The sequence below is a fragment of the Streptosporangium minutum genome, assembly GCF_002149035.1.
GTDB classification, from domain to species: Bacteria; Actinomycetota; Actinomycetes; order Streptosporangiales; family Streptosporangiaceae; genus Streptosporangium; species Streptosporangium minutum.
Genome location: NZ_NGFP01000050.1, coordinates 22,068 through 41,145, shown reverse-complemented (window position 1 = coordinate 41,145; position 19,078 = coordinate 22,068). Strand labels below are relative to the sequence as shown.

Here is a 19,078-nt window from a genome sequence, read left to right as displayed (position 1 = left end):
ACCTCTACCTGATCGTGTTCATCGCGGTCTGCGCGGTGCTGGGATTCGCGCTGCGGGGGGCCAGCTACGGCTACTGGACGATCTTCGCGACGCCGCTGTCGCTGATGCTGGCGGACTTCTCCCTGCCGCTGGACTGGGGGGCGGCGGCGGTCCGGGTGGCCCTCACGATCGCGGGCGGGGCTCTGGTGCTGCTCTTCGCCCGGCTGCTGTGGCCCCGGGGGCAGCGCGCGAAGCTGACCGGCAGGGCCGTGGACATGCTCGAAGAGCACGCGGCGCTGGTGCGGTCGTTGATCGACCAGGACCCCGACGAGGTGCGCGCGCGGCTCTCCTCGGCGGCCGTCGCCGCGGACCGGTTCTCCGACTCCCTGGACCGGCTGGACAAGGAGCCCGGGGGCAGCGCGCCACAGCGGCTCAGGGACGCCGTGACGGCCGCCCGGCGGCTCCGTGACAACGCTCTGGCGCTGTTCGCCGTGCCAGGACCCGGCGAGGAGTCCGGGCCCACGGCGGCGGTCCTGGACATGGTCGCCGACCGGCTGGAGAACGTCGCCGAGGCGGTCGGCACGGAGCGCCCCGAGGCGCCGGCCGACGATCTGGACGGTGTCCTGGACGAGCTCGGCGCGCACGTGGACGTGCTGGCCGCGCGGCGGCTGGACGAGGTGGCCGAGGGAGCGGCCGATCAGATGACCGAGGTGCGCCGCGGGATCATGCACGCCGCCGCCGCGCAGCCGGCCCTGAAGGGGCTCAGCGCCGAGGCTCTCCGGCTGGCCGCGCTCACCGCTCCGCGACGATGACGCCGTCCTCGGCGTCGGCGGCCTCGACCTCAGCGCGCGGGATGCCGAGCAGGTAGAGGATCGAGTCGAGGTAGGGCACGTTGACCGCGGTGTCGGCGGCCTGGCGGACCACCGGCTTGGCGTTGAACGCGATGCCCAGACCGGCCGCCGCGATCATGTCGAGGTCGTTGGCGCCGTCGCCGATGGCCACGGTCTGGCTGATCGGGATGCCCGCCTGGCGGGCGAAGCGTTCCAGGGCTCGTGCCTTGCCGGGGCGGTCGACGATCTCGCCGACGACCCGTCCGGTGAGCACGCCGTCCACGACCTCCAGCGTGTTGGCCGCGGAGTAGTCGATGCCGAGGTCGTCGACGAGGGCGTCGGTGAGCTGGGTGAACCCGCCGCTGACGATCGCGAACCGGTAGTCGAGCCGCTTGAGCGTCCGCACCAGGGTGCGGGCGCCGGGGGTGAGGACCAGCTCCTTGCGGACCTTCTCGAAGATCTCCTGAGGGAGGCCCTCCAGCAGTGCGACCCGGCGGCGCAGCGACTCGGCGAAGTCGAGCTCGCCGCGCATCGCCTCCTCGGTGACCCGGGCGACCTCATCCAGGCAGCCCGCGTGGGCCGCCAGCAGCTCGATCACCTCGGCCTGGATGAGCGTGGAGTCCACGTCCATCACGATCAGCCGTTTGGCCCTGCGGTGCAGGCCGGTCCGCTGCACGGCCACGTCGACCTGCTGCGTGTGCGCCTCGATGGCGAGCTCGGCCCGGAGCGTGTCCGGGTCGGCGCCGGAGACGGCCAGCTCGATGCAGGTCACCGGGTAGTTGGACAGCCGTTCGATCCGGTCGATGTTGGCGCCGGCCGCGGCGATCCGGCCGGCGATGCCGGCCATCGCGGCGGGCTGCAGCGGCGAGCCGAGCACGGTGACGTGCAGCCGCCCGCGCCGTCGCTTCTCCTGCGGGTCGGAGCCGGTGGACAGCTCCACCTGCAGCCCCATGTCCTCGGCGGCCCGCTCGACGGCGGTCCACAGGGCGCCTATGGTGCTGCCCGTCCCGGTCGGGGTGTCGCCCGCGTAGGCGACGAGGACGCCCAGGGTGAGCCGGCCGCGGATGACGACCTGCTCGATGTCGGCGACGACGACGGGGAAGCCGGCCAGCACGGAGAAGAGCCGCGAGGTGACGCCCGGCCGGTCGGGTCCGGTCAACGTGATCAGAAGCGTGCGCTGGTTCATCGGTGTCTACGCTACTTGGCCCCGGAATCGATCGTGAATGCGGTTCATCATCCGGACGCCTGAAGTTCGCGGTCTCCTCCCCGCCTCTCAGCGGGGCCCGAGGTAGGCGATGACGGCGGCCACCCGGCGGTGGGTGTCGGGGCTGCTCTCCAGTGCCAGCTTCAGGAAGATCGAGTTCACGTGTTTCTCGATCGCGGAGACCGACAGGTGCAGGGCGCGGGCGATGCCGCCGTTGGACAGGCCGTGCGCCATCTCCCGCAGCACGTCCAGCTCCCTGGGCGTCAGCTCGGCGGGCGGCGGCCTGTCGCTCACCCCGCGCTTGGCCAGCAGGCCCTCCACCACCTTGGGGTCGATCACCGAGCCGCCCGCGGCCACCGACCGGATCGCGCCGAGCAGCTCGTCGATGTCCCCGACGCGGTCCTTGAGCAGGTATGCCCGGCCCTCGGTGCCGTCCCTGAACAGGTCCAGCGCGAACATCGCGTCGGAGAACTGGGAGAGCACCACGACTCCGATGTCCCGCGAGGTCTCCCGGATCCGGTGCGCGGCGTCGATCCCCTCCATGCCCGCACGCACCAGCCCGGCCGAGCCGGGCATCCTGATGTCGGTCACCACCACGTCGGGCCGGAGACGCCGGGCGGCGTCGAGCAGCTCGTCGGCGGTGCCCACGGCCGCCACCACCCTGATCTCCCCGGACGTCTCCAGGAGCCTGCGGGTGCCCTCCCGCACCAGGTAGTGGTCCTCGGCCAGGACGACCCTGAGCTCGGTCACGGGACGGCGCGATATCCGGAAGTGGTCATGGGGAGATCCTGCCCGGTGACGGGGCCGGACGCATATGAGGTTGTCCGCAGGTCTCCCGTCCCGCGCTTCCCATGGGGTCCGGAGAGTGGAGAGCCCCCGGCCTGCGACAGGACGGGGGCTCTCACGGGGGTACGGCTAGCGCGCGATCCTGGTCTTGACCTTCTTCACGAAGTACCAGCTCTTGAAGCCCATGCGCTCGAACTCGTCGCGGTTGAGGGTCTCCGCGCCGGTCGGCAGGTCATAGGTGTCGACGCCGAGGATGGCCGTGGCGGTGCCCTTGGACTTCTTGCCGAGCTTCACCACGATCTTGATGCTCTCGTACTCGCCGACTTCGAGGGCCAGCGGGGACCAGCACCAGTAGCCGTCCTCGTACCAGTCGCACTCGGTCCCCTTGGGGGCGTGGACCCGGACGATCTTGGAGCCCTTGGGCAGCACGCCGCCGAGGTAGTACGAGTCGGCCTCGTGGGGGCCCGTGTTGGTGGCCTTGATCGTGTAGGAGATCGTCGCTCCGGCCCGGGCCCTGCTCGGCGCCGAGATCTTCAGGTTGAAGGAGGAGTAGGGGTCGTCGGCCGTCTTGACGGCCGCGGTGGAGACCTTGGCGGGAGCGGCCGAGGCCGGCGCGGCGAGCAGCATCGTGCCCGCGAGCGGAGCGACCAGGGCTAGAGCGGCGATCTTGTAGATCGGGTGGCGCATCAAACGTCTCCCAGTTGAGGGGTACGGGGGCGCTACGGTTGCCCCCGTGAAAGTTCGCAGCGTTTTATCACACATATTAGGTAAAGCAAAAATCTACCTAAGTAAAGTGATTTATAGCGGAGCGAACGGGGCAGCGGCCGTACAGAATCGGCTGGTATCCCGCGCCGAGGCGGCCCGCCCTGGTGGGCCCCCTCCGCACGCCCCCTCCGCACGCCGCCTCCGGGCGCGGATCGTCAGAGGATCCTGGTCTTCACCCGCACGTACTTCAGGTCGGTGCCGACGTCGATGCCGTGGATGTCGAGGGTGTCGAGCCCGCCCGCGGGGACGTCGATCGACGCCGAGGCGAACTCGGCCGCCGCAGTGCCCCGCGCGCTGCTCCTCAGCCACACCTTTACCTTGATCGTGACCGATCTGCCCGGCTTCAGGGTGTCGAGCAGACAGCCCACCTCGCGCCCGTCGGCCTCGCAGATCGAGCCGGAGGGACCGGTGATCCGGACCTTGCGCGCCTGCCGGGGAACGTAGCCCCCGACGTAGGCGATGTCGGTGGCCCAGTCGCCGGTGTTCCTGGTCTTGAGCGTGTAGGTGATCGTGTCGCCCGCGTAGACCCGGCGCGGGTAGTAGGCGGTCAGCTTCAGCGGCGACAGCGGTGGGGCCACGTGGGCCGTGGTCGGCGCGGCCGCGGCGGCGTTCGCGCCACCAGGGGTGAGAAGCATGCCTCCCGCCAGGGCGATGGCGGCGAAGGCGGTCAGGTGCCGGCGCATTTCTTACTCCAGTCGAATTCGGTGTTCCCCCGTTGATTGCCGTGCCCAGCATGGGGCGGCCGACTTGGAAACCCCTTGCGGCTGACTGGCTACCGGAGAATCAGATGGACGTCGCCGAATTCGTGCCAGAGATACCCCTCCTTGAGCGCCTCCGCGTAGGACCGGGAGAGCAGCTCGCCGCCGGCGATCGCGGACAGCATCAGCAGGTGGCTGGAGCGCGGTTCGTGCAGGCCGGTGATCAGGCCGTTCACCGCCCTCACACCGGTCGAGGGGGTCACCAGGTGGGAGGTCCAGCCCCGCGTGGCCCGGACACGGCCGCGGGTCAGAGCGGCCGTTTCCAGCGCCCGCACCACGGTCGTGCCCACCGCGATCACCCGGCCCCCGGATTCACGAGTGAGCCGGACCTGTCGCGCGGTCGCCTCGGAGACCTCGAACCACTCGGGATAGGGCGGCTCGTCCGCCGTCGGCGAGGCCACCCCGGTGTGCAGGGTGATCGGCGCGACGCCGATCCCGCGCGAGACCAGCCCGGTCACCAGCCCCGTGGTGAACGGCCGTCCGGCGCTGGGCATCTCCGCGCTGCCGGGCCGGACCCCGAACACGGTCTGGTAGTCCTCCAGCGGCCAGTCCCGCTCCACGTACGAGTAGCGGATCGGCACGCCGTGCCGGCGCAGGTAGGCGGGGACCTCGCGGTCCAGCCGGGCCCGCCACAGGCGCGGGGTCTCCCGCTCCAGCAGGCACAGCGTGGCCCCGCCGGGCAGCGGCAGCCACTCTCCGGCCGCGCCGCCCGGGTAGGGCTCGCTGGCCATCTCCGCGTCCGCTCCGGTCGCCCCCGGCCTCCGCGGGTCCCGCGCGTCCTGTCCGGCGCCCCCGCCGCTGGGCCCGGGCCGCAGTTCCAGCCTGCGGCGCAGTTCCACCAGCCAGGTCCCGTCCTCGCGCTCGGTGGAGAAGTGCACCGCGAGCCGGTCGAGCCGGACCGCGGCCGGGAGGGTGGCGGAGTTGTTGACCACCAGCAGGTCACCGGGGTGGAGCAGGCCGGGCAGCCCGGCGAACCGGTGGTGGGTGATCTCCCCGGTGGCGCCGTTTGAGACCAGGAGCCGCACCCCGTCACGGGTCAGCCCCCGTGCCTCCGGCGGCTCGTGCGCCTCCAGGTCGTGCGGGAGCACGAAACCCGGAGCCATGGCGTCCGTCACGGGCGTGTTCACGAGACCTCCTCCGCCGGCCTCGCCCGCCGCCCGTCCACCCGCGTGCCTCGCGCGCTCACGGGTGGCTCACCCGGCCGCTCGCCGGACGTTCCTCGATCAGCCGCCGCAGGGTGGGCACGACCGTCTCCGGTCCCGGCGCCGCCGCCGCGTCCTCGGCGCCGACCGCGTCGGCCAGCATGGCCGTGTGCATCTCGCCCGGGTCGACCCACCAGACCGCGACCCGCGGCTCCTCGACGGCCAGCACGTTGGAGAGCTGCTCCAGGGCCGCCTTCGTCGAGCCGTACCCGCCCCAGCCCTCGTAGGCCTCCACCGCCGCGTCGGAGGAGATGTTGACGACCGCGCCCCGGCGCTCCCTGAGGCCGGGCAGGAACGCCTGGACCAGCGCCAGCGGGGCCAGCACGTTGGTCCTGAACAGATCCTCGAGCGTGTCGAGCGGGTAGCCGGCCAGCGGCGGCAGCGGGACCGCGCCCAGCCCGGAGGCGTTGTTGACCAGCAGGTCCAGCCCGCCGTGATCCCGTACGGCCCGCACCAGCCGGTCCCGGTGGGCCGGATCGGCGACGTCCCCGGCGAGGGCGACCGCGCCGAGCCGGTCGGCGACGGGTTCCAGCGCGTCCGCGCCCCGGGCGGTGAGGATGAGCCGCCAGCCGTCGGAGGCCAGGGAACGGGCCAGGGCCAGGCCGAGTCCGCGGGAGGCGCCGGTGATGAGTGCGGTCTTCGTCATGTCCCCGACGGTAGGAATCGGACGTCCCACGCGCATCGGCCGCAGGACCGGGCCGCGCCTGGGCTGATGGACCTAGGACCCCGGCCGGAGGCCCCGGTGGGCCGCGGCGCCTAGAGTTTTCCCGTGACCGAAGACCGGGACGCCGTCCTGCAGGCGGTGAGCTCCGCCGTTCTCGCGGTGACCAGGCATCTCTCGGTCCGGGAGGTGCTCCAGGTCATCGTGCGCTCGGCGCAGCAGCTGCTGGACGCCCGCTATGCCGCGCTCGGCGTGCCCGACGACCAGGGGGCGTTCGCCGAGTTCGTCGCCGAGGGCATCTCCGACGAGGAGTGGGACGCGATCGGGCCGATGCCCCGCCAGCACGGCATGCTCGGTGCGATGCTGCGCGAGGGCGCGCCGGTCCGGCTGCCCGACATCCGCAGGGACGCGAGGTTCGAATACTGGCCGCGCGCCCATCCGGTGCTCAAGGACTTCCTCGGGGTGCCGATCCGCGACGGCGACCAGGTGCTCGGCATCGTCTTCCTGTCCAACAAGAGGGCTCCCGGCGGCTTCACCGAGGCCGACCAGCGGCTGCTGACCATGTTCGCCGCGCACGCCGCGATCGCGCTCACCAACGCCCGCCTCTACGAGCGAGGCCGGGAGCTGGCACTGGTGGAGGAGCGCACCCGGATGGCCCGGGAGCTGCACGACGCGGTGACCCAGAAGCTGTTCTCGCTGCGGCTCACCGCCCAGGCGGCGGCCTCGCTGGTGACCCGCGATCCCGCGCGGGCGCTGGAGGAGCTGGAACGGGTGGAACGGCTGGCGGGGGAGGCGCTGGCCGAACTCCGCGCGGTGATCGTCGAGCTCCGCCCGGCCGAGCTCGACCGCCACGGCCTGGCCGAGACGCTCCGCAAGCACGTGCGCCTGCTGGACCGGCTGCACCCGGCGTCGTTCACGTTCGACGAGGCGCCGGTGTGCGCCCTCGAACCGGCGACCGAGGTGGCGGTCCTGCGGGTGGCTCAGGAGGCGCTGCACAACGCCTCCCGGCACTCGGCGGCGCGGGCCGTCGGCGTGCGGTTGGGCTGCGAGGCGGGCCGTGTGATCCTGGAGGTGCGCGACGACGGGGCGGGTTTCGACGTGGCCGCCGCCGCCGGGCGAGGGCTGGGCATCGCGTCGATGGATGACAGGGCGCAGGCCCTGGGCGGGAGCGTGCGCGTGACGTCGGAGCCGGGCCACGGGACCCTGGTGCGGATGGAGGTGCCGGTGTGATCCGTGTGCTGATCGCCGACGACCATCCGGTCGTCCGGCAGGGCCTGCGCACCTTCCTGGGCCTGCAGGACGACCTCGACGTGGTGGGGGAGGCGGCCGACGGCGCCGAGGCGGTCGCCCTGGTGGAGTCCCTCGCCCCCGACGTGCTGCTGCTCGACCTGAAGATGCCGGTCCTCGACGGTCTCGGCACGCTCGTCCGGCTGGAGGAGCACGGGCTCTCCCCGCGCGTGCTGGTGCTGACCTCGGTCAGCGATCGGGAGGACGTCGCCCCGGCGATGCGGGCTGGTGCGTCCGGCTTCCTCTACAAGGACGTCGACCCCGCCGCGCTCGTCCAGGCCATCCGCGCCGTCCACGGCGGCCAGGTGCTGCTGGCCCCCGAGGCCGCCGAGGCGATGCTGTCCGCCCCCGCCCCCGCTCCCTCGGCGGGCAGATATGTGGCGCCGCTGACCGACCGGGAGCTTGAGGTGCTCACGCTGATCGCCTCGGGCCGGTCCAACCGTGAGATCGCCCGGGAGCTGGCGGTGGCGGAGAAGACCGTGAAGACCCATGTCTCCAACGTGCTGATGAAGCTGGGCGTGCAGGACAGGACCCAGGCCGCCCTCTACGCGGTACGGCACGGCCTGGCCTGACCGCGCCGCAGGCGGCCCCGCCGCGCCCGGACACGCTGGGGCGGGGTCAGACGAGTTCGGTGATGGCGTGGTGGGCGGCCACGCGTGCCCGCCGTACCGCGCGGTCGAGGTCGCGCAGGGCGTTGCCCCGGGTGACGATCTGGCCGGAGGTGAGCCCCCGGTCGTCGGCGACCCGGAGTACCGCGGCGAGCCGGGCGGCGAGGGCGGCGACCCGGTGGGCGCGGGCCGGGTAGCCGGGGGCCAGGCCGTCGTCGACGCTCTCCACCCGCCGATGCCCCTGGGCCGGGCCCTCCACGCCCAGCAGGGCGTCGGTGGCGCTGCGCATCGCGAGCGTCAGGGTGTGCTCGGCCTCGGCGAGGGAAGGGATGTCGGGGACGTTGGCGCTGGCCTCCAGCACGCTCCAGCGCACCCCGGCGTACGATGACCCGCGGCGGTCCCGCATGGGGACCAGGCCGAGGCATCTACCGGCAAGCACGGCTATCGCCGCCTGTCCGGCCTCGATGGCCGCGGAGTTGAAGGGGGGCGGTCCGGTGAGTCCGAGCGGGTCGCCCGCGACGGGGAGGGCCAGGCGCAGGGATTTCATGCCTTCGACCCGCAGGTCGGCGAGGAAGGCACGGAGGAGGAGGTCGCCGTTCTCTCCGGCGACGAGTTGGGGGCCGGCCTGCCGCTCCACCCGGTCGGCGGCCTCGTCGAGGCCGACCTGCCCGGTGAGCCAGGCGTTGCCCCAGCAGACCAAGGTGGCCGAGATCTGTGAATCAGGGTGCACCGATCCACGATATGCGCTTGTCCTGCAATAGGTTTTGTTCGAGCGATTCACGAGGAGGCGTAAGGGATGGGCGGTCAGGTGCTTCGGCTACAGGACGTCACCGTCCGCAGAGACGGGGCGGCCCTGCTGCGGGACATCGACTGGACCGTTCACGAGGACGAGCGGTGGGTCGTCATCGGTCCCAACGGCGCGGGGAAGACGACGCTTCTGCAGGTCGTCGGGGCGATGCTGTTCCCCACCGAGGGCATCGTGGAGATCCTGGGCGAGCGGCTCGGTCAGAGTGACGTGTTCGACCTGCGGCCCCGGATCGGGCTCGCGAGCGCCGCGCTCGCCGAGAAGGTGCCGCCGGAGGAGAAGGTCATCGACCTGGTGCTCACCGCCTCCTACGCGATCCTCGGCCGCTGGACGGAGGAGTACGACTCCAACGACGTCACCCGCGCCGTCGAGCTGATCGACCAGCTCGGCTGCGCCCATCTGATCCGGCGCCGGTTCAACACGCTGTCGGAGGGCGAGCGCAAGCGGGTGCAGATCGCCCGTGCGCTCATGCCGGACCCCGAGCTGCTGCTGCTGGACGAGCCCGCCGCCGGGCTGGACCTGGGCGGCAGGGAGGACCTGGTCCGCCGCCTGGCGACGTTCGCGCACGACCCGAAGGCGCCGACCATGGTGCTGGTCACCCATCACGTGGAGGAGGTGCCCAGCGGGTTCACCCACGCGCTGCTGCTCCGGCACGGCTCGGTGGTCGCCCAGGGCCCGATCGACCAGGTGATGACCGCCGAGAACCTGTCCCGGACCTTCAGCGTCCCGCTCAACCTGGAGCGCGGGCTCGACGGCCGCTGGTATGCCCGGGCGCATCATTTCTGAGACCCGCCCCGGCCGTCCGAAGGCCGGCGGCCGGCGGGGAGGCCTGTCCGGCGCCGGGGGCACCCCCGCCGCCGGTCATGGAGCGTCCCCCTCCTAGCATCCGGTGAGTGCCGCGCACCGTTCGTGGGCGCGAGCCGTACGAGCCAGGCAGGGGAAGCTTGATGACGCCATGGGAAGCGATCGCGATCCTCGCGGCCGGGATAGGGGCCGGGGGCATAAACGCCGTCGTCGGATCGGGGTCGCTGATCACGTTCCCGACGATGGTGGCGGTGGGGCTGCCGCCGATCGTCGCCAACGTCTCCAACAACATCGGGCTGGTGCCGGGGTCGCTGACCGGCGCGCTCGGCTACCGTGCCGAGTTGAAGGGGCAGCGCGAGCGGCTGATCCGGCTGGGCGCCGCCTCGATCGTGGGTTCCCTCATCGGTGGCGTGCTGCTGCTCTTCCTGCCCGTCGACACCTTCAACGTGGTCGTGCCGATCCTGATCGGCCTGGCGTGCGTGCTGGTGGTGGTCCAGCCCAGGCTCAACAAGTGGCTGAGCGCCCGGCGGGAGGATCCCCACCCGCACGGCGGGCCGTGGCTGTGGATCGGGGTTTTCGCCGCCGGTATCTACGGGGGTTATTTCGGTGCGGCCCAGGGGGTCCTGCTCATCGGGCTGCTGGGCAGTTTCCTCGACGACGACCTGCAGCGGGTCAACGCCGCCAAGAACGTTCTCTCGCTGCTGGTCAACGGGACCGCCGCGGTCCTGTTCATCCTGGTCGCGGAGGTGGACTGGCGGGCGGTGGCGCTGGTCGCCGTGGGGGCCACGATCGGCGGTTTCCTCGGCGCGAAGGTCGGCCGGAAGCTGCCGGCGCCCATTCTGCGGGGCTTCATTGTCTGTATTGGAATTCTGGCGATAATCAAACTGGTGTACGGATAAATTCAGCTGCTTTTGGGCATAAAGCAGACATGAAAGGCGACAAGGTAGAGATCGTCATCGACGCGGGCGACAGCTCGCGTACCTACGAAGTCGTCGCCACCAAGGCGGGCCGCCGGGTCGAGGTGTCCAACCGCCGAGGTGGCGTGGTCGAGGTGAGCGAGGTCACCCGTAGCGGTACGGCCGTGCGCACCGCCCGGTTCATGTCCAGCCGGATCCTGGCGCTGGTCGAGCACCCGGCCGACGGCAAGCCCGACTAGTCCGGGGCGGGGCGGACCTGGAGCACGCCGTCGCGGCGGACCCGTGTCTCGAAGGACGGCTGCGGGGCCGTGGCGGGGCCGTGCGCGACCGTCCCGTCCGACAGCCGGAAGGTGCTCCCGTGCCAGGGGCACACCACGCAGGCGGAGCCGTCCTCGGAGATCAGGCGCCCCTGGTGCAGCGGTCCGGCGAGGTGGGAGCAGCCGTCGGCGAGCACGGTGACCCCCTCGCCGACCCGAAGGACGAACAGGTCGATGTAGCCCAGCCGCCTGGACACCGGACGCCCGTCCGGCAGGTCCTTGAGCTCGCACAGGTCGTGCCAGCCCAGCGGGACCAGGTGGGCCACCGACTCGGCGTGGTTGGCCCCGGCCGCCTGACGGTAGGCCAGGTGACCGCCGAGCTGGCCGCCCAGCCCGGCGGCGCCGAGCGCCGCGAACGACAGCAGCCGGCCGCGCCGGTCGTCGCCCGCGATCCGCAGTGCCAGCGAGCCGGCGTAGAGCCCCAGCGCGGTCACGTTGGCGATCGCGTGCACGAACCCGACCCGCTGCTGCTCGCGGTGGAGCGCCGACCAGTCGGTGATCCCCGCCGCGGCCGCGGGGAGCGCCGTCGCGATCCCGGTGGTGAGCACCGCCCGCGCCGCACGCGGGTCGGCGTGGGTCAGGTCGAGCACCGCCGTCGCCACCCAGCAGCCGAGGCTGACGGTGACGAGCGGCGGGTGAAGGGGCTTGCCGGTGGGGACCCCGTGCAGCAGGTCACGCAGCCGCCCCGGGCCGAGCCGCCGGCGCACGGCCTTGGCCAGGACATGGATCGGCCGATCCATTCTGGTCGATCGCTCGATCCGGCCGGCGAGGTCGACCGGGGGTACCAGATGCTTGAAGCTTCGGCGTTTTGTTTTGACGGTTTCCTTCACAATCGCCCCCTTATCAACCCATAAGGACCTACCCGGGAACAGGGTTACGCACGCGCCAAATGCCCCCGGCTGACGGAGAGCTCGATGATCTCGGTGGCGTAGGCCCCCAGCGTCGCCGACCCCTCCTCGATGATTCTCACCTTCTCCAGCACCTGCCCGGCCGTCACCTTGTAGAGCGACCAGGTGCCGCCCTCGTTGTGGTGGTTGGCCATGATCGGCGCGATCCTGTCGAGGGCCTTGGCGAACCTGGCCTCGGGGGTCTTGCGTTCCTCGAACTCGTCCCACAGCGCGCGCAGCCGCGTCGACTGGTCCTCGGGCAGCAGCCCGAAGATCCGGTCGGCGGCCTTGCGCTCGATGCCGAGCTGGGCCTCGACGGCGTGGGCGTCGTAGATGAACGTGTCTCCGGCGTCGATCTCGACGATGTCATGGACGAGCAGCATCGCGACGACCTTGTCCAGGTCGGTGCCCGGCGGGGCGTGCTCGGCCAAGACCATCGCCAGCATGCCCACGTACCACGAATGCTCGGCGTCGTTCTCCCGCCGCGACCCGTCCATCAGGGTGTTGCGGCGGACGATGCGTCTGAGCTTGTCGATCTCCATGGCGAAGGCGAGCTGAGCGTGCAGGCGGTCCTGTTCTGGAGGGGTGGTCACCTGCGCAAGCCTAATGCGCGCCGATCCCCCTTTTCCGAACGATCATGTGATCAGACGGGGCTGAGCGTGACCGGGACCCCGTTGAACACGGCGTTTCCCGAAGGGACGTCGACCACGGAGTCGTCGGTCAACGTGTTCGCGTTGACCCCCGCGTGTTCCGCCGCGACCAGTTGCGCGCTCCCGGAGTGGCCCCAGCCGTGGGGCAGGCTCACCACCCCCGGCATGATCGTTTCAGTGGGTTCCAGCGGCACCACCAGCTCTCCGCCCGCCGAGCGGACGAGTGCGTGGCCGTCGAGCCCGAGCCTGGTCACGTCGGCGGGGTTGATCTGCAACGTGCACCGGTTGCTCCCGCCGACCAGCGTCCCCACGTTGTGCAGCCAGCTGTTGTTGGAACGCAGGTGACGCCGCCCGATCAGCACCATCTCCGCAGGCCGTACGGCCAGCCGCCCGCGCAGCCGCGCGAGGTCCTCCACCAGCGGCTGCGGGGCCAGCTCCACCCGTCCGGAGGCCGTGCACAGCACCTCCGCCAGCCGGGGCTCCAGCGGGCCCAGGTCGACGCCGTGCGGGTTGGCGAGGAGCTTGGCCAGCGACAGGCCGTAGGGGCCGAGCCTGAGCATGGCGTCCAGCCGTCGCTCGGCCCCGGTGGTCCCGTCCAGCGAGGCGCGCAGCTCCGCCACTTCCTTGCCCTCGAACGGTGAGCCCGGAATCTCGGTGGCCCCGCGGAGCACCTGGTCGAGGATCATCTCGTCGAGCAGGTCCGGATCGGCGTCCGCCCCCTGCCCCGAGGCGATCATCGCCAGCCGTGCCAGGATCTCGGCCTCCGACGGCCGTCCCGGCTCCGGCGGCAGGACCGGCGGGGAGAACCGGGCGTAGTTGCGCACCGCGACGAACAGCAGCGACAGGTCGTAGTGCGGCGTCCGCATCACGGGCGGCGGCGGCAGGATGACGTTCGCGTGCCGGGTCGTCTCGTTCAGGTAGGGGTCAACGCAGACCATGAAGTCCAGGTCGCGGAAGGCCCGGTCCAGCCGGGGCCCGTTCGGCGCCGACAGCACCGGGTTGCCCGCCACCGTGACCAGCGCCCTGACCTGCCCCTCGCCCGGGGTCTCGATCTCGTCGGCGAGGGTGGCCACCGGCAGCTCGCCGTTCGCCTCCGGCAGCGCGCGGACGCGGCTGTGCCAGCGTCCCGTGGTGTACGGCCTGCGCCTGCGGCCGTTCTCGACGGCGGTCTTGGCGAACATGACCCCGCCGGGGCGGTCGAAGTTGCCGGTCAGGATGTTGACCACGTCGACCAGCCACTGCGCGACGGTGCCGAACTCGGCGGTGCAGGTGCCGATGCGCGCGTAGACGGCGGCCGTGGGGGCGGCGGCCAGCTCGCGCGCCAGCCGGGCGATCTCCCCGCCCGGCACCCCGCACGCCTGGGCCACGGTCTCCGGGGCGAAATCCATCGCCAGCCGCCTGACCTCCTCCAGGCCGTCGGCCTCGACGCCGACCGCGGTGAGGTCCTCCGCGAAGAGGGTGTGCACGATGCCGAGCAGCAGGTAGGCGTCGGTGCCGGGCCGTACGAACAGGTGCTCGTCGGCGAGGGCGGCGGTGCGGGTGCGGCGCGGGTCGACGACCACGAGCTTGCCGCCCCGCGCGCGCAGGGCCTTGAGGCGGCCGGGGAAGTCCGGGGCGGTGCAGAGCGAGCCGTTGGACTCCAGCGGGTTGGCGCCGAGCATCAGCAGGTAGTCGGTGCGGTCCAGGTCGGGCACCGCGATGGCCAGCGGGTCGCCGAACATGAGGCCGCAGGAGACGTGTTTGGGCATCTGGTCGGCGCTGCTGGCGGAGAAGACGTTGCGGGTGCCGAGCGCGCGGATCAGGGGCGGGCCGTACAGGGCGCCGGCCATGGAGTGGGCGTTCGGATTGCCGAGGTAGACGGCCAGGGCCTGGCGGCCGTGGGCGTCGATGACGTTCTTGAGGCCCTGGTCGACGGCCTGGAAGGCCTCCTCCCAGGTGGCCTCGCGCCACTCGCCGCCCTTGCGGATCATCGGGACGCGCAGCCGGTCGGGGTCCTCGTCGAGGCGGCCCAGGCTCGCGCCCTTGGGGCAGACGAACCCCTTGGAGAACGGGTCGTCCGGGTCGCCTTTGACCGACGTGATGTGCCCGGTGTCGTCGAGTGTGAGCCGCAGGCCGCAGACGGCCTCGCAGAGGGGACAGGTCCGGTGCGCGGTTCTCATCGGCACTCCTGAGTTCGTCGACTGAACTCATCATGGCCCGCCCCGGAGATGCGGGGAAGCGCCCCGGAGGATTTCGGTGATCCTCCGGGCCGCTCCCGGACGGGCCCGGGGACGGGGCCGTCCCCGGCGCCGGAGTGCCGGCCCCGGGTCCGGCACGCTCCGCGGCAGGTCCGCCCGGAGCCTCACCCGCACGGCACGCGGCTCAGAAGTAGTAGGGGAACCGGGACCAGTCGGGCGCGCGTTTCTCCAGGAACGAGTCCCGGCCCTCGACGGCCTCGTCCTGCATGTACGCCAGGCGCGTCGTCTCGCCGGCGAACAGCTGCTGGCCGACCAGCCCGTCGTCGATCATGTTGAACGCGTATTTGAGCATCCGCTGGGCGGTCGGCGACTTACCGTTGATCTTCCACGCCCACTCCAGCGCGGTCGCCTCCAGCTCCGCGTGGGGGACGACGGCGTTCACCGCCCCCATCGCGTGCATCTGGTCCGCCGAATACTCCTCACCGAGGAAGAAGATCTCCCGCGCGAACTTCTGCCCAACCTGACGCGCCAGGTACGCCGAGCCGTAGCCGCCGTCGAACGACCCCACATCGGCGTCGGTCTGCTTGAACCGGGCGTGCTCGGCCGAGGCCAGGGTGAGGTCGCACACCACATGCAGCGAATGCCCGCCCCCCGCGGCCCAGCCCGGCACGACCGCGACGACCACCTTCGGCATGAACCGGATCAGCCGCTGCACCTCAAGAATGTGCAGCCTGCCCGCCCGCGCGGGGTCGACGGTGTCGGAGGTGTCGCCATCCGCGTACTGGTACCCCGACCGTCCGCGGATGCGCTGGTCGCCGCCGGAGCAGAAGGCCCAGCCGCCGTCCTTCGGGGAGGGGCCGTTGCCGGTGAGCAGCACGCAGCCCACGTCGGAACTCATCCGCGCGTGGTCGAGCGCGCGGTACAGCTCGTCCACCGTGTGCGGGCGGAACGCGTTGCGGACCTCCGGGCGGTCGAACGCGACGCGCACGACCCGCTTGCCGGAACGGGTCTCGGACGAGCGGTGGTAGGTGATGTCGGTGAAATCAAAGCCCTCGATCTCGGTCCACGCGGCCGGATCGAACAGCTCGGAAACGTCAGCGTCTGGCATATCCGCAGGATAGTGGCCGTCGATCACGCCCCCCGAACACGGAACCCCGGCCGGCCGCCGCCGGACACGCGCGCCCGGCGGCGTGGCGCCCGGCGGCGTGGCGGCAGGACGGCGAGGCGGCGGGAGGGCGAGGCGGCCTCGCTCTCCCGCCCGATCGGACTAGCCGGCGACGCCGAGGCCCTGGGCGACGCCCTGGCCCAGGTCCTTGTGGACGTTGGTCCAGTACTCCACGACGCGCTTCTTCATCTCGGCCGTGACCTCGGGGGCCGAGGCGTGGCCGACGACGTTGCTCACCAGGTGCGAGCGGTCGGTGTCGGACAGGACGTTCTCCCACAGGGCGCGGGGCTGGACGTAGTCGTCGTCCTCGCGGTGCAGGGTGTAGGCGGAGCGGATGATCTCGCCGCTCACCTGGTAGTTCTCGCCTTCGAACAGCGCCGGGTCGGCGGCCGGGCCACCCACCGTGTTCGGGGCGTAGACCGGGTCGGCGGGGTTGACGAAGGCCATCTGGCCGTCCTTGTTGTAGCTGTGGACGGGCGACAGCGGCCTGTTGATCGGCAGCTGCAGGTAGTTGGCGCCGATGCGGTAGCGGTGGGCGTCGGGGTAGGAGAACAGCCGGCCCTGGAGCATCTTGTCCGGGGACGGGCCGATGCCCGGCACCAGGTTGGCGGGCTCGAAGCTCGACTGCTCCACCTCGGCGAAGTAGTTGGCCGGGTTCCGGTTCAGGACGAACCTGCCGATCGTGATCTCGGGGTAGTCGGAGTGCGGCCACACCTTGGTCAGGTCGAACGGGTTGAACCGGTAGTCGGCGGCGTCCTCGAACGGCATGATCTGCACGTTCACGGTCCAGGACGGGTGGTCGCCGTTCTTGATCGCGGTATGCAGGTCACGGATGTGGTAGTCCGCGTCCTGGGCGATGACCGCGCCGGCCTCGGCGTCGGTGAAGTTCTTGATGCCCTGGTCGGTCTTGAAGTGGTACTTGATCCAGAACTTCTCGCCGGCGGCGTTGTACCACAGGAAGGTGTGCGAGCCGAAGCCGTGCACGTGGCGCCAGGACGCCGGGGTGCCCCGGTCGGTCATCAGGAGGGTGACCTGGTGGGCGGTCTCCGGGGAGAGCGTCCAGAAGTCCCACTGCATGTTGTGGTCGCGCAGGTTGGTGTCGGCGCGGCGCTTCTGGCTGTGGATGAAGTCGGAGAACTTCTGCGGGTCGCGGATGAAGAAGATCGGCGTGTTGTTGCCGACGATGTCGTAGTTGCCCTCTTCGGTGTAGAACTTGATCGCAAAGCCGCGCGGGTCACGCTGGGTGTCCGGGCTGCCGAGCTCGCCGGCCACCGAGGAGAAGCGCAGGAAGAGCGGGGTCTCCTTGCCCTTCTGGAACAGCCCGGCCTTGGTGAACTGGCTGACGTCCTCGGTGATCTGAAGGATGCCGTGCGCGCCGCCGCCCTTGGCGTGGACCACCCGCTCGGGCACGCGCTCCCGGTTGAAGTGCGCCATCTTCTGGATCAGGTAGTGGTCCTGCAGCAGCAGGGGCCCGTTCGGGCCGACCGACTGCGAGTGCTCGTCACTCGGAGCGGGGACTCCCGCATCGGTCGTGGTGATGGGCCTGGTGCTCATACGCGGTCCTCCGGGGGTTCTCTTCATCGAGCGTCTTCGGAACGGCAGTCCGGGCACACGCCCCAGTAGATGACGTCTGCCTCGTCGACCAGATATCCGGCGTCCGACGCGGGGGTGAGGCAGGGGGCGTGCCCGACGGCACAGTCCACGTCCGTGACCTTTCCGCACCGACGGCAGACGAGGTGGTGGTGATTGTCACCGACCCGTGTCTCGTATCGGGCGGGGCTGCCCGCGGGTTCGATCCGCCGGAGCAGCCCGCCCCGCTGCAGCGCGTGCAGGGAGTCGTAGACGGCTTGCAGGGAGACCTGACCGACCCGATCCCGCACACCGCGATGGACGGCGTCCACGTCCAGGTGGTCGCCCTCCCGCACGGTCTGCATGATCGCCAAGCGGGCCGCGGTCACCCGCAGGCCTGCCTCTCGAAGTCGGGCTTCGTCTCCCATAGGCACACGTTATGGGCTAAACCGGAATCATTCAAGTAAACGAGTCATCCAAGTTTGGGAGAATCAGATCTCCAACGGCCAAGTTGTGCCGCTTACGGCCGATCAGGTGACATCCTCGGATACCGATGGACACATATATTCCTCGCCGCCTCGGTGTGGCCACCGCAATCGCCCTCTCCTGCGTGCTCGTGTCAGCGTGCTCGACGACCGCCGAATCCTCCGCCCAGGGCTCCACGCCGGACGTCGTGGAGAAGCCGACCGCCTCCGGCGAGCCCGCGCCCACGCCCACGCCCGAGCGCAGGCCGTACACCATCTCCTTCGGAGGCGACGTGCACTTCGAGGGGGTGCTGAGGTCCCGGCTGGACGCCAACCCGCGGACCGCGCTCGGCCCCATCGCCAAGGTGCTCAGCCGCTCCGACCTCGCGATGGTCAACCTGGAGACCGCGATCACCACCGGCGGCACCAAGGCGCCGGGCAAGCAGTACACCTTCCGGGCCCCCGCCTCCGCGCTGACCGCGCTGAAGGCGGCCGGGGTGGACGTCGCGTCCATGGCCAACAACCACGGCATGGACTACATGGAGAGCGGGCTGGCCGACTCGCTGGCCGCGATCAGGCGCTCGAAGTTCCCGATCGTGGGCGTGGGCAGGAACGAGGCCGAGGCGTACAAGCCGTGGCGGACGACCGTGAACGGCAACCGCGTCGCCGTCATCGGCGCCACCCAGGTGCTGGACTCGGAGTTCATCCAGGCGTGGACGGCCGCCGGCGACAAGGGCGGGCTGGCCTCGGCCAAGAACGAGGCGCGGCTGATCCAGGAGGTGCGCCGGGCGCGGAAGAACTCCGACACGGTGATCGTCCACCTGCACTGGGGCACCGAGCTGCAGAAGTGCCCGAACGAGGCCCAGCGCGGCCTGGCGCCCAAGCTGGTCGCGGCCGGGGCCGACGTCGTCGTGGGCGGCCACGCGCACATCCTGCTCGGCGGCGGCTACCTGAAGAACGGCTACGTCAACTACGGCATGGGCAACTTCGTCTTCTACAACTCGGGTCCGGAGACCGGCAGGACCGGCGTGCTCACTCTGACGATCAACGGCCGCAAGGTGCTCAAGGACCAGTGGACCCCGGCCACCATCCAGGGCGGCGTGCCGGTCCCGCTCACCGGCGCGAACCGGCAGCAGGCCGTCACAGGCTGGAAGGCCCTGCGCGGCTGCACCGGCCTGGCGGCCAAGCCCGGCCAGGGAGATCCGGAGCAGAACGGCTAGTGTTCGGACAGTCCGTCCAGTAG

The 19,078-nt window shown here is 71.2% G+C and carries 20 protein-coding genes; 7 read left to right on the top strand and 13 right to left on the bottom strand.

Going from position 1 to position 19,078, the window contains the following annotated elements; genetic code table 11:
- A partial coding sequence (locus tag CA984_RS46075; RefSeq protein WP_165781231.1) for an FUSC family protein occupies window positions 1–791 on the top strand: 791 nt, incomplete at its 5' end.
- On the opposite strand, the gene serB is transcribed toward CA984_RS46075, so the two are convergent.
- From serB to CA984_RS13650, 6 genes are all read right to left on the bottom strand, one after another.
- Window positions 772–1,995, bottom strand: a complete 1,224-nt coding sequence (serB, locus tag CA984_RS13675; RefSeq protein WP_086571904.1) for a phosphoserine phosphatase SerB — start codon at window positions 1,993–1,995, stop codon at window positions 772–774. The two genes, CA984_RS46075 and serB, sit on opposite strands and share 20 nt — an antisense overlap.
- A gap of 87 nt (window positions 1,996–2,082) precedes the next feature.
- Complete coding sequence (locus CA984_RS13670) at window positions 2,083–2,763, bottom strand: response regulator transcription factor (protein WP_086571902.1); 681 nt, start codon at window positions 2,761–2,763, stop codon at window positions 2,083–2,085.
- A gap of 165 nt (window positions 2,764–2,928) precedes the next feature.
- Window positions 2,929–3,486, bottom strand: a complete 558-nt coding sequence (locus CA984_RS13665; RefSeq protein ID WP_165781230.1) for a DUF11 domain-containing protein — start codon at window positions 3,484–3,486, stop codon at window positions 2,929–2,931.
- Between the two features lie 233 nt (window positions 3,487–3,719).
- A complete protein-coding gene (locus tag CA984_RS13660; RefSeq protein ID WP_086571898.1) occupies window positions 3,720–4,247 on the bottom strand; it encodes a hypothetical protein in 528 nt (175 codons plus the stop codon).
- Between the two features lie 89 nt (window positions 4,248–4,336).
- The gene (locus tag CA984_RS13655; RefSeq protein ID WP_086571896.1) at window positions 4,337–5,449 is read right to left on the bottom strand and encodes an S-adenosylmethionine:tRNA ribosyltransferase-isomerase; all 1,113 of its coding nucleotides are present in this window, start codon (window positions 5,447–5,449) and stop codon (window positions 4,337–4,339) included.
- A 55-nt stretch (window positions 5,450–5,504) separates the two neighbouring features.
- On the bottom strand, window positions 5,505–6,170 hold the full coding sequence (locus CA984_RS13650; protein WP_086571894.1) for an SDR family NAD(P)-dependent oxidoreductase: 666 nt from the start codon (window positions 6,168–6,170) through the stop codon (window positions 5,505–5,507).
- 123 nt (window positions 6,171–6,293) lie between these two features.
- Between CA984_RS13650 and CA984_RS13645 the strand changes: the two genes are divergently transcribed.
- Together CA984_RS13645 and CA984_RS13640 are read left to right on the top strand one after the other, a co-directional pair.
- Window positions 6,294–7,415 carry a GAF domain-containing sensor histidine kinase gene (locus tag CA984_RS13645; protein ID WP_086571892.1) on the top strand — a complete coding sequence of 374 codons (1,122 nt, stop codon included), beginning with the start codon at window positions 6,294–6,296 and terminating at the stop codon, window positions 7,413–7,415.
- Complete coding sequence (locus tag CA984_RS13640; protein ID WP_086571890.1) at window positions 7,412–8,044, top strand: response regulator; 633 nt, start codon at window positions 7,412–7,414, stop codon at window positions 8,042–8,044. The genes CA984_RS13645 and CA984_RS13640 overlap by 4 nt, the downstream gene beginning before the upstream one ends.
- Before the next feature lie 46 nt (window positions 8,045–8,090).
- On the opposite strand, the gene CA984_RS13635 is transcribed toward CA984_RS13640, so the two are convergent.
- Window positions 8,091–8,810, bottom strand: coding sequence for a hypothetical protein (locus CA984_RS13635; protein WP_086571888.1), 720 nt, complete (start codon window positions 8,808–8,810; stop codon window positions 8,091–8,093).
- 66 nt (window positions 8,811–8,876) lie between these two features.
- On the opposite strand from CA984_RS13635, the gene CA984_RS13630 reads away from it, so the two are divergent.
- The 3 genes from CA984_RS13630 to CA984_RS13620 all read left to right on the top strand — a co-directional run bounded on the left by CA984_RS13630 (window position 8,877) and on the right by CA984_RS13620 (window position 10,845).
- Window positions 8,877–9,671, top strand: a complete 795-nt coding sequence (locus CA984_RS13630; protein WP_012887280.1) for an ABC transporter ATP-binding protein — start codon at window positions 8,877–8,879, stop codon at window positions 9,669–9,671.
- Window positions 9,672–9,832: 161 nt separating this feature from the next.
- Entirely contained in the window at window positions 9,833–10,588 is a 756-nt protein-coding gene (locus CA984_RS13625) for a sulfite exporter TauE/SafE family protein (RefSeq protein WP_086571886.1), read from the top strand.
- 29 nt (window positions 10,589–10,617) lie between these two features.
- Window positions 10,618–10,845, top strand: a complete 228-nt coding sequence (locus CA984_RS13620; protein WP_012887282.1) for a hypothetical protein — start codon at window positions 10,618–10,620, stop codon at window positions 10,843–10,845.
- Here CA984_RS13620 and CA984_RS13615 read toward each other — a convergent pair.
- The 6 genes from CA984_RS13615 to CA984_RS13590 form a co-directional block, all read right to left on the bottom strand.
- Complete coding sequence (locus CA984_RS13615; RefSeq protein WP_242675928.1) at window positions 10,842–11,663, bottom strand: Rieske (2Fe-2S) protein; 822 nt, start codon at window positions 11,661–11,663, stop codon at window positions 10,842–10,844. The genes CA984_RS13620 and CA984_RS13615 overlap by 4 nt on opposite strands.
- A gap of 134 nt (window positions 11,664–11,797) precedes the next feature.
- Complete coding sequence (locus tag CA984_RS13610) at window positions 11,798–12,352, bottom strand: HD domain-containing protein (RefSeq protein WP_242675929.1); 555 nt, start codon at window positions 12,350–12,352, stop codon at window positions 11,798–11,800.
- A 101-nt stretch (window positions 12,353–12,453) separates the two neighbouring features.
- Window positions 12,454–14,619, bottom strand: a complete 2,166-nt coding sequence (locus CA984_RS13605; protein WP_086571880.1) for a molybdopterin-dependent oxidoreductase — start codon at window positions 14,617–14,619, stop codon at window positions 12,454–12,456.
- 202 nt (window positions 14,620–14,821) lie between these two features.
- Window positions 14,822–15,745 (bottom strand): 1,4-dihydroxy-2-naphthoyl-CoA synthase, encoded by a 924-nt coding sequence (locus tag CA984_RS13600; protein ID WP_031169539.1) that lies wholly within the window; start codon window positions 15,743–15,745, stop codon window positions 14,822–14,824.
- Window positions 15,746–15,904: 159 nt separating this feature from the next.
- On the bottom strand, window positions 15,905–17,356 hold the full coding sequence (locus tag CA984_RS13595) for a catalase (RefSeq protein ID WP_086571878.1): 1,452 nt from the start codon (window positions 17,354–17,356) through the stop codon (window positions 15,905–15,907).
- A gap of 23 nt (window positions 17,357–17,379) precedes the next feature.
- Window positions 17,380–17,799 carry a Fur family transcriptional regulator gene (locus CA984_RS13590; protein ID WP_086571876.1) on the bottom strand — a complete coding sequence of 140 codons (420 nt, stop codon included), beginning with the start codon at window positions 17,797–17,799 and terminating at the stop codon, window positions 17,380–17,382.
- A 125-nt stretch (window positions 17,800–17,924) separates the two neighbouring features.
- Here CA984_RS13590 and CA984_RS13585 point away from each other — a divergent pair, with 125 nt between their 5' ends.
- Complete coding sequence (locus CA984_RS13585; protein ID WP_086571874.1) at window positions 17,925–19,055, top strand: CapA family protein; 1,131 nt, start codon at window positions 17,925–17,927, stop codon at window positions 19,053–19,055.
- Window positions 19,056–19,078 lie beyond the last annotated feature (23 nt).